This window comes from Micromonospora sp. NPDC126480 (assembly GCF_040302465.1).
In the GTDB taxonomy this organism is placed as follows: Bacteria; Actinomycetota; Actinomycetes; order Mycobacteriales; family Micromonosporaceae; genus Micromonospora.
In genome coordinates this window covers 66,277-74,472 of sequence record NZ_JBEORU010000034.1, presented here as the reverse complement: position 1 = coordinate 74,472, position 8,196 = coordinate 66,277, and the positions used below count along the sequence as shown (strand labels likewise).

General features: G+C 72.7%; 7 protein-coding genes. 3 read left to right on the top strand and 4 right to left on the bottom strand.

Annotated elements, in window-relative coordinates:
- Positions 1-167 precede the first annotated feature (167 nt).
- Positions 168-935, top strand: a complete 768-nt coding sequence (gene hisF, locus ABTW87_RS25935) for an imidazole glycerol phosphate synthase subunit HisF (protein ID WP_350653593.1) — start codon at positions 168-170, stop codon at positions 933-935.
- Positions 936-1,018: 83 nt separating this feature from the next.
- Here hisF and ABTW87_RS25930 read toward each other — a convergent pair whose 3' ends face one another.
- On the bottom strand, positions 1,019-1,480 hold the full coding sequence (locus tag ABTW87_RS25930) for a hypothetical protein (protein WP_350653591.1): 462 nt from the start codon (positions 1,478-1,480) through the stop codon (positions 1,019-1,021).
- A 160-nt stretch (positions 1,481-1,640) separates the two neighbouring features.
- Positions 1,641-2,285 (bottom strand): membrane protein YczE, encoded by a 645-nt coding sequence (yczE, locus tag ABTW87_RS25925; protein WP_350653589.1) that lies wholly within the window; start codon positions 2,283-2,285, stop codon positions 1,641-1,643.
- 59 nt (positions 2,286-2,344) lie between these two features.
- On the opposite strand from yczE, the gene yczR reads away from it, so the two are divergent.
- Together yczR and ABTW87_RS25915 are read left to right on the top strand one after the other, a co-directional pair.
- The gene (gene yczR, locus ABTW87_RS25920) at positions 2,345-3,802 is read left to right on the top strand and encodes a MocR-like transcription factor YczR (RefSeq protein WP_350653588.1); all 1,458 of its coding nucleotides are present in this window, start codon (positions 2,345-2,347) and stop codon (positions 3,800-3,802) included.
- Positions 3,803-3,904: 102 nt separating this feature from the next.
- Positions 3,905-5,212, top strand: coding sequence for a low temperature requirement protein A (locus ABTW87_RS25915; protein WP_502891646.1), 1,308 nt, complete (start codon positions 3,905-3,907; stop codon positions 5,210-5,212).
- 75 nt (positions 5,213-5,287) lie between these two features.
- Here the strand turns inward: ABTW87_RS25915 and ABTW87_RS25910 are convergent, their stop codons facing one another.
- Together ABTW87_RS25910 and ABTW87_RS25905 are read right to left on the bottom strand one after the other, a co-directional pair.
- Positions 5,288-7,114, bottom strand: coding sequence for an AMP-dependent synthetase/ligase (locus ABTW87_RS25910; RefSeq protein WP_350653587.1), 1,827 nt, complete (start codon positions 7,112-7,114; stop codon positions 5,288-5,290).
- A gap of 140 nt (positions 7,115-7,254) precedes the next feature.
- Entirely contained in the window at positions 7,255-8,196 is a 942-nt protein-coding gene (locus tag ABTW87_RS25905) for a terpene synthase family protein (RefSeq protein ID WP_350653586.1), read from the bottom strand.

Genomic DNA, 8,196 nt, shown 5'->3' with positions numbered 1-8,196 from the left:
TCTTACGACCCTGCGGCCCTCGATCACTGCGGACCTCGAAGACCATCACAACCCCTGAAACAGTCAGGTGTTGCAACGATCCCTAGAACCCAAGCAGCACGCCCCCGCCGGTGGCCGGCCTCACACGGCGGTCACCGGCGGGGGCGGCGTTGGATAGGCTCGCGGGCATGACGGTGGCGGTACGGGTCATCCCCTGTCTGGACGTCGACGCCGGACGGGTGGTCAAGGGCGTCAACTTCCTCGACCTGCGGGACGCCGGCGACCCGGTGGAGCTGGCGGCGGCGTACGACCGGGCCGGCGCCGACGAGCTGACCTTCCTCGACGTCACCGCCTCCGCCAGCGACCGCGGCACCATGCTGGACGTGGTCCGCCGCACCGCGGAGTCGGTCTTCATCCCGCTGACCGTCGGTGGTGGCGTCCGGCAGGTCGGCGACGTCGACACGCTGCTGCGCGCCGGCGCCGACAAGGTCGGCGTGAACACCGCCGCGATCGCCCGGCCGGAGCTGATCGCCGAGATCGCCGACCGCTTCGGCCGGCAGGTGCTGGTGCTCTCCCTCGACGTACGCCGTGCGCCGGCCGGCACCACGCCCAGCGGGTTCGAGGTCACCACCCACGGCGGCCGGCGTGGCACCGGCATCGACGCCGTCGAGTGGGCACGGCGCGGCGCCGAGCTGGGCGCGGGCGAGATCCTGCTGAACTCGATGGACGCCGACGGCACCAAGGCCGGCTTCGACCTGGAGCTGATCCGCCGGGTGCGCGAGGCGGTCGACGTGCCGGTGATCGCCAGCGGTGGCGCGGGCGAGGTCGCCCACTTCGCGCCGGCGATCGGCGCCGGCGCCGACGCGGTGCTCGCCGCGAGCGTCTTCCACTTCGGCGAGCTGACCGTCGGCCAGGTCAAGGACGCGCTGCGCGGGGCGGGCCACCCGGTCCGCTGACCGGTTGTCGGCTCGGGCCGGCTACCCGGTCCGCTGACCGCGCCGTCCCGGTCCGGCGTCCCGAGGGTACGCGGCGGCGCCGGTCACTCCTGACGGGCGTGGTCCTCCGGGGAGCGCCGGGGCATGGGGATGGAGCGTACGGCGTACTCCTGCACCGCCGCCGCGTGGTCGGCCTCGTCGAGGTGCCAGTCCGCGTCGCCGGGGGTGTGCCGGCGGCTCAGCACGCTCTGCACGGTGTCGACGGTGGTGGCCAGGCCGGCACTGGGCCGGGTGCGCCAGAGCCGCTCACCGTCCGGGGTGATCCGGAACCAGCCGTCGGAGACGCTGACCAGCCCGGCGCCGGCCAGCCGGCGAACGGCCGCCTCGACCTCGTGCCGCTCGGGGATCGCGCGGTTGAGGTGGTCGGCGGTGGAGAGCACGTCGGCGAGGCGGACGCCCTCCGGCCGGCGGCTGGACGCCGCCCGGCGGTGCCGGCCGGCGCCGCTCGCGATCACCAACGAGACGAAGATCCAGGCGTCGGTCCACCGCCATCGGTTCTCCCCCATGGCCAGATTCTGCCGACCCCTCGCCGGAAAGAAAACACCCCACCCCGGTACGCCACGTCGCAATCACCCTCCGCACCCCGCTACGTGATCTTGCACTTTCGGCCCCGGCAGAAAGGAGAAAAGACGCGAAAGGAGGGCCCGAAGTGCAAGATCGCGCAGGTCAGGGGGTGCTCGGGGTGGGGGTGGGGAGGGGCGGGGGGAGCGGGATGGTTGTGCGGGGGAGGAAGAACTGGGTCAGGGGCCCGATGGTGAGGGCGTACGCCACCGTGCCGACGCCGACCGTGCCGCCGAGCAGCCAGCCCAACGCCAGCACGGTGATCTCGATGGTCGTGCGGACCAGCCTGATCGAGAAGCCCGGCCGGCGGGCGACGAAGCCGGTCATCAGGCCGTCCCGGGGACCGGGACCGAGTCGGGCGCCGATGTACAGACCGGTGGCGGCGCCGTTGGCGACGATGCCGGTGGCGAGCAGAGCGGCCCGGGCCGGGAGCGGCAGGTTCTCCGGCAGCAGTGGCAGCGTCGCGTCCACCACGAGCCCGATCACGACGACGTTGCTGACCGTGCCGAGTCCCGGGCGCTGCCGCAGCGGGATCCACAGCAGCAGCACCAGCGCGCCGACCGCGATGGTCACCGTGCCGAAGGACAGCCCCGTCAGCTCGGCGAGCCCCTGGTGGAAGACGTCCCAGGGGTCGAGGCCGAGGCCGGAGCGGATCATCAGGGCCATGCTCACCCCGTAGAGCACCAGCCCGGCGTAGAGCTGGGTCAGGCGCCGCGTCGGCCGGTACCGGAGATTGCCAATCTGTGCCACGCATGCCACCCTAGGTGCCAATTGGTGGCGGAGAAGAGCCAATAATCCGGGAGTGGCCCATGACGAGTCAGGTGCGCGGAGTCCAATTGGCCCGACTCCTCGGCCAGTGGCATGCCCTGCCCGGTCGTCGGCGTAGCCCGGACTACGCGGCGCTGGCCGCCGCCGTCCGCGGCCTGCTCGCCGACGGGCGCCTGCCGCTCGGCGTACGGCTGCCGGCCGAACGCGAGCTGGCCGAGGCCCTGCGGATCAGCCGGACCACCGTCACCGCCGCGTACCGGGAGCTGCGCGAGAGCGGCCACCTCGCCAGCCGCCGGGGCGCCGGTAGCTGGACCATGCTCCCCGGCAACCACCGGATGGCCGGCAACGGCCTCTGGACCCCCCTCGACGACCGGGACATGCTCGACCTCGGGGTCGCCGCGCTCTCCGCCCCGCCGGAGCTGCTGCCCGCCGCTCGGGCGGCCGCCGAGGACCTGCCCCGCTACCTGGGCGGGGCGGGCTACCACCCGACCGGCATCATCGAGCTGCGGGAGGCCATCGCCCGCGCGTACGCCGAGCGGGGCCTGCCCACCTCGCCCGAGCAGATCATGGTCACCAACGGCACCCAGCACGCCCTGGACCTGGTGCTCCGGCTCGCGCACAGCCCCGGCGGCAGCGTGCTGGTGGAGGCGCCCAGCTATCCGAACGCGCTGTCCGCTCTCGCCGCCCGGCGGGCCCGGATCACCACCCACGGCCTCGCCCTCGGCGAGCCCGGCTGGGACGCCGACCTCCTGCTCGGCACCCTGCGCCAGGGGCGGCCCAAGCTGGCCTACCTGATCCCGGACTTCCAGAACCCGACCGGCCACCTGATGTCGGCGGAGCTTCGGGAGCGACTGGTCGCCACCGCCCACGCCGTCGGCACCGACCTGATCGTCGACGAGTCGTTCGTCGACCTGCCGCTGGACGGGACGGTGGTCCCGCCGCCCGCGGCGAGCTTCGACCGGCACTCCCGGGTGATCACCGTCGGCGGGATGAGCAAACCGTTCTGGGGCGGCCTGCGCATCGGCTGGATCCGTGCGTCCGCCCCGCAGGTGCAGCGGCTCGCCGCCGCCCGCGTCGGCGTGGACATGGCCAGCCCGGTGCTGGACCAGTTGGTCGCCGTGCACCTGCTCGCCCAGGCGCCGGCGATCGTGGCCGCCCGGCGTACGCAGCTCACGGCCCAGCGCGACGCGCTGCTCGGCGCTCTCGCCGAGCGCCTGCCGGACTGGCGGGTCACGGTGCCGCACGGCGGGGTGACGCTCTGGGCCGAACTCGACGGCCCGATCTCCAGCGCGTTGGCCCGGGCCGCCGAGGAGGTGGGCGTACGCCTCGCGCCCGGTCCCCGGTTCGGCCTGGACGGCACGCTGGAGCGCTTCCTGCGGTTGCCGTTCACGCTGCCCGCCGCCGACCTGGTGGAGGCCGTCGGCCGGATCGCAGCCGTGCGGTACGACCTGGACCGGGCGCGCCGGCCGCAATGGGCCGAGCCCACCGTCATCGCCTGACAGCGGGTGTCACGCCCGCGACACCCGCGGCCTGGTGGACCCGATCCGGTACGGCTCCGCGGACGGCGGCCGGACCGGCGCCCGTCCGGGAAGACTGCTGGTGTGGGGAACGGCGATGGTGCCCGATGGTCGCGGGCGATCAGGCCGGGTGCACCCGGGTCGCGGACCAGCCGGCTGGAACTCTTCTACGACCTGGTCTTCGTCTTCGCGTTTCTAAGCGTCACCACCCTGACCGCCAACCAGCTCACACCGGCCAACCTCTACCGCTGCCTGCTGGTGCTGGCGCTGCTCTGGTGGTCGTGGACCGGGTTCGCCCGGTTGGGCAACGCGATCCGCGCCGACCAGGGCCTGCTTCCACTGATCGGCGTCATCACGATTGCCGCGACCTTCCTGCTGGTGCTCAGCGTGCCCGGCGCGTTCGTCGACCGCCCTGGCGGGCTACCCGGCCCGCTGGTCTTCGCTGCCAGCTACTTCGTGATCCGGATGGCCCAGCTGGCGGTCTTCGGCTGGGTCGACCGCTCCGATCCGGTCGAGCGCCGCCGGCTGCTGCTGCGTGCCCTGTTCCCGGCGGTGGCCACCGCGCTGCTGGTGGTCGCCGGTACCGTGCCGGCGAGCTTGGCCGACCGGCCGCTCGCCGTGGCGCTGCAACTGGCGCTGTGGACGATCGCGCTGCTGGTCGAGTACGTCGGCGGGGTGACCGTGGCCCGCCGCTGGTGGGTGGTTCTCTCCGCCGGGCACTGGGCGGAGCGTCACGCTCTTATCGTGCTGGTCGCTCTCGGTGAATCGATCATCGCACTGGGGCTCGGCCCGAAGTCGGGCCTGGCGCTGAACGGCCCGGTGGCGGTCGCCGCGCTGCTCGGCATCCTGGTCGTCGCGGCGCTCTGGTGGGCGTATTTCGACACTCTGGCGTTCGCGCTGGAGCAGGCACTGCACCACGCCCGCGAGCCGGCCGCGCGGCTGCGGATGTCCCGGGACGTCTACACGTTCCTGCATCTGCCGCTGGTCGGTGGCATCATCCTCTTCGCTCTCGGTCTCAAGGATCTGCTGGCCGAGGGCGCTGCCCCGGGCACCCCTGCATGGGGCGAACCATTGGGCGCTTTCTGGGTCGCTGTCTTCTACGGCGGGGTGGGCCTCTACCTGCTCAGCATCGCGGGGTGCTGGTTGCTGGCTCTACGGGAGGTCCACCGGCCGCTGCTGATCACCGTTGTCGCGCTCGCCGCCGTGGGTCCGTTCGTCACCCCGGTCCCTGAGCTGGTCGCCCTGGCCGTACTGGCGTTGATCACCAGCGCCGGCATCGCCTGGGAGACGGTCAGCGAGAACGGTCGCCGGCGCCAGGTGCGCCAGCTCGCGTTGGAGGAGCAACTCGCGGCGGAGGCCGAGCAGAGCCGCTGGCGGCAGCGGCACCTGTGAACGGTTGGCGGTGGCAGCCGTGGGTGACGACGGCCGCGCCCCGGGGCGGAGGGGCGCGGCCGTCCAATGCGCCACCTAGATCTCGGCGAGCGTGCCCTCGTACATCTTGTCGATCTCGGAGGAGAAGTTCTTCTCCACGCCGCGCCGCTTGATCTTCAGCGACGGGGTGATCTCGCCGTCCTCGATGGTGAGATCACGCGGCAGGATGGTGACCTTCTTGATCGTCTCCCACCGGTTCAGCTTGGCGTTGAGCTGCGCGACGTACTCCTCGACCATCGCCTGGGCCTCCGGCGAGGAGACGATCTCGGCGTAGCTGCGGCCCTCCAGCGGAGTGCCGGCGGCCCAGCCCTTGATCGCGTCCGGGTCGAGCGTGACGAGCATCGTGCAGTAGTTGCGCGCCTGCCCGATCACCACCGCCTGGGACGTGTACGGGCAGGTGGCCTTGAACATCCCCTCGATGTGCGACGGGGCGATGTACTTGCCGCCCGACGTCTTCACCAGGTCCTTCTTGCGGTCGGTGATCCGCAGGTAGCCGTTCTCGTCGAGGGTGCCGATGTCACCGGTACGGAAGAAGCCGTCCTCGGTGAACGCGGCGGCCGTCTCCTCCGGCAGGTTGTGGTAGCCGCGCATCACCGGCCGGCCCTTGATCAGGATCTCGCCGTCGGTGTCGACGCGGCACTCCAGGTCGCCCATCGCCTTGCCCACGGTGCCGATGCGCAGCCCGTCCGGCGGGTTGACGAAGTTGCCGGCGCTGGTCTCGGTCAGGCCGTAGCCCTCGGAGATCGGCAGGTTGGCGGCCGCGAAGAAGGTCGCGATCTCGGGGCTGAGCGGCGCGGCGCCGGAGACGAGCACCCGGATCCGCCCGCCGAGGCGGGCCTGCAGCTTGCTGAACACGAGCTTCTCGGCCACCGCGTACTTGAGCTTCAGCCCGGCCGGGACCGGCTTGCCGGCCTGCTCCAGCGCGACCTTCTCCTTGCCGACGCCGACACCCCAGGCGAAGATCTTGGCCTTGGCGCCGCCGGCGCTCCGCGCGGTGGTGACCGCCCGGTTGTAGACCTTCTCGAAGACCCGCGGCGCGCCGCACATCAACGTCGGCTGGACCACGCCGAGCAGGTCGACGAGCTTGTCGACCCGGCCGTCGACGTAGGTGGGCAGACCCACGTGGATGGCGCCGCAGAGCAGCGTCTTGCCGAACGAGTGCGACAGCGGCAGCCACAGGTACTGCAGGTCGTCCTCGCGGAGCAGTCCCAGCTCGGCCTGCGCGACGCCCTCCCAGCACCAGCCGCCGTGCAGCAGCTCGACGCCCTTGGGCCGGCCGGTGGTGCCGGAGGTGTAGATCAGGGTGGCCAGGTGGTCCGGGCCGATCCCGGCCACCAGCATGTCGATCAGGTCCGGCTCGGCGGCGAGCGCCTGGCGGCCCTTCTCCTCGAGCTCGGTGAGGGTCAGCTGAGGGACCGCCGCCGCGGGGTCGGCGGCACCGTCGAAGAGCACCACGTGGGTCAGCGCGGGCAGCTCGGCACCGGCGATCTTCGCGGCCTGGTCCGGGTTCTCCGCGAACAGCACCCGCGAGCCCGAGTCCGCGATGATGTACGTCGCGTCCTCCGGCTCGGTCGTGGGGTAGACGGTGGTTGTCGCGCCGCCGGCACACATGATGCCGAGATCGGCGAGCACCCAGTCGAGCCGGGTGTTCGCCAGGATCGCAACCGGATCCTCCTGACCGACGCCCAGGCCGTGCAGCCCGGCGGCGATCGCCTTGGCGCGCTGGGCCACCTGTTCCCAGGTCAACCAGATGGGCCCCGAGTCGTCCGGGGCCGGGTAGGCGAAGGCGCGGCGGTCGGGAGTCGCCGCGACACGCTTCTGGAACATGTCAGGGATGGAACGGTACGGTACATCGAGAGCCATCGCTGTAGCCGCCTTCGGGGGTGGTGGCGTGACGGTCGTCACGCCAATGTGCGTTACCGAAGAGTATTGCCTGGCACCGGCCATCGGCTAGTGCCCCACGCCGGGGTTGACCGCCGTCCCGCGAGATGGAACGCCGCCGGTCAGGCGTACCGGGCGGCCGTCCGGGACCAGTCGTAGGTGGCGCGGATCCAGTTGCGGCGGCTGCCCAGCACGGTCCGCAGCGCGTCGTCCCCCTCCGCCCAGAGGGTCGCCTCCGCCGCCAGGTACGCCGACAGCGCCTGGTTGAACCGGTCCGCCGCCGCGCGCAGGGCCGCCGCCTCGCCCCCGCCGGACGCCTCGGCGAGCACGGTGACCAGGTTGTGCGCGTCCCGGGCGTCGTGGTTCTCCTTGCCGTAGGAGAAGAGATCGTTGCACCAGCAGACCAGGTCGGCGGCGAGCAGGTCGAGGGCGGCCAGCGCGGGATCGGCGCACCGCTCCGGCCCGGGCAGCGCGCCGGCGGCGAGGTCGGTGAGGGTGAAGCTGGGCTCGACCGCGCCGGTGTGCCGGCGCATCTGCACGTACTCGCCGTCCAGCGGCACCCGGCCCTGCTCCCGGTTGGCCGCCTCCCAGAACAGCGACAGCAGGTAGGTGCGGACCTGGCCGGTGAAGCGCCGGAGCAGGCCCGGCGGGCCGGCGTCGCGGACCCGGCGGCAGAGGTCGTCCAGGGCGTCGCCCAGCGGCCCGGCCCCGGTCGGCTGGGCCGCCCGCGGGTCGCCCTGCCGGTCGAGGACGTCGAGCAGGCCCGCCACGACCGGTGCCAGCCGGGTCGGCGCCGCACCGAGGCCGTCCTCGTCACACGTGTCGTCCATGACGAACAGCCAGGAGATCAGGTCCGCCAGCAGGCGCAGCCGGTCGGCCGGACCGGCGGGGCAGGCGCGCCCGGCGAGCCCGGCCGCGTCCGCCCGGCGCAGCCGGTGCCCGCTGGTGACCAGGCCGAAGCGTTGCGCCCACACGATGCTCTCCCCGCCCACCCGCTCGGTCTCGACGTGGCGTCCGGCGGGGAAGGGGGGTTCATGAAGCGCCGAGACCGCGAAGGTCCGCAT

Coding starts and splice junctions, on each gene's coding strand:
- ABTW87_RS25905 (WP_350653586.1), bottom strand. CDS start 8,196: ATGCGGACCTTCGCGGTCTCGGCGCTTCATGAACCCCCCTTCCCCGCC.
- yczR (WP_350653588.1), top strand. CDS start 2,345: ATGACGAGTCAGGTGCGCGGAGTCCAATTGGCCCGACTCCTCGGCCAG.
- hisF (WP_350653593.1), top strand. CDS start 168: ATGACGGTGGCGGTACGGGTCATCCCCTGTCTGGACGTCGACGCCGGA.
- ABTW87_RS25930 (WP_350653591.1), bottom strand. CDS start 1,480: ATGGGGGAGAACCGATGGCGGTGGACCGACGCCTGGATCTTCGTCTCG.
- ABTW87_RS25910 (WP_350653587.1), bottom strand. CDS start 7,114: ATGGCTCTCGATGTACCGTACCGTTCCATCCCTGACATGTTCCAGAAG.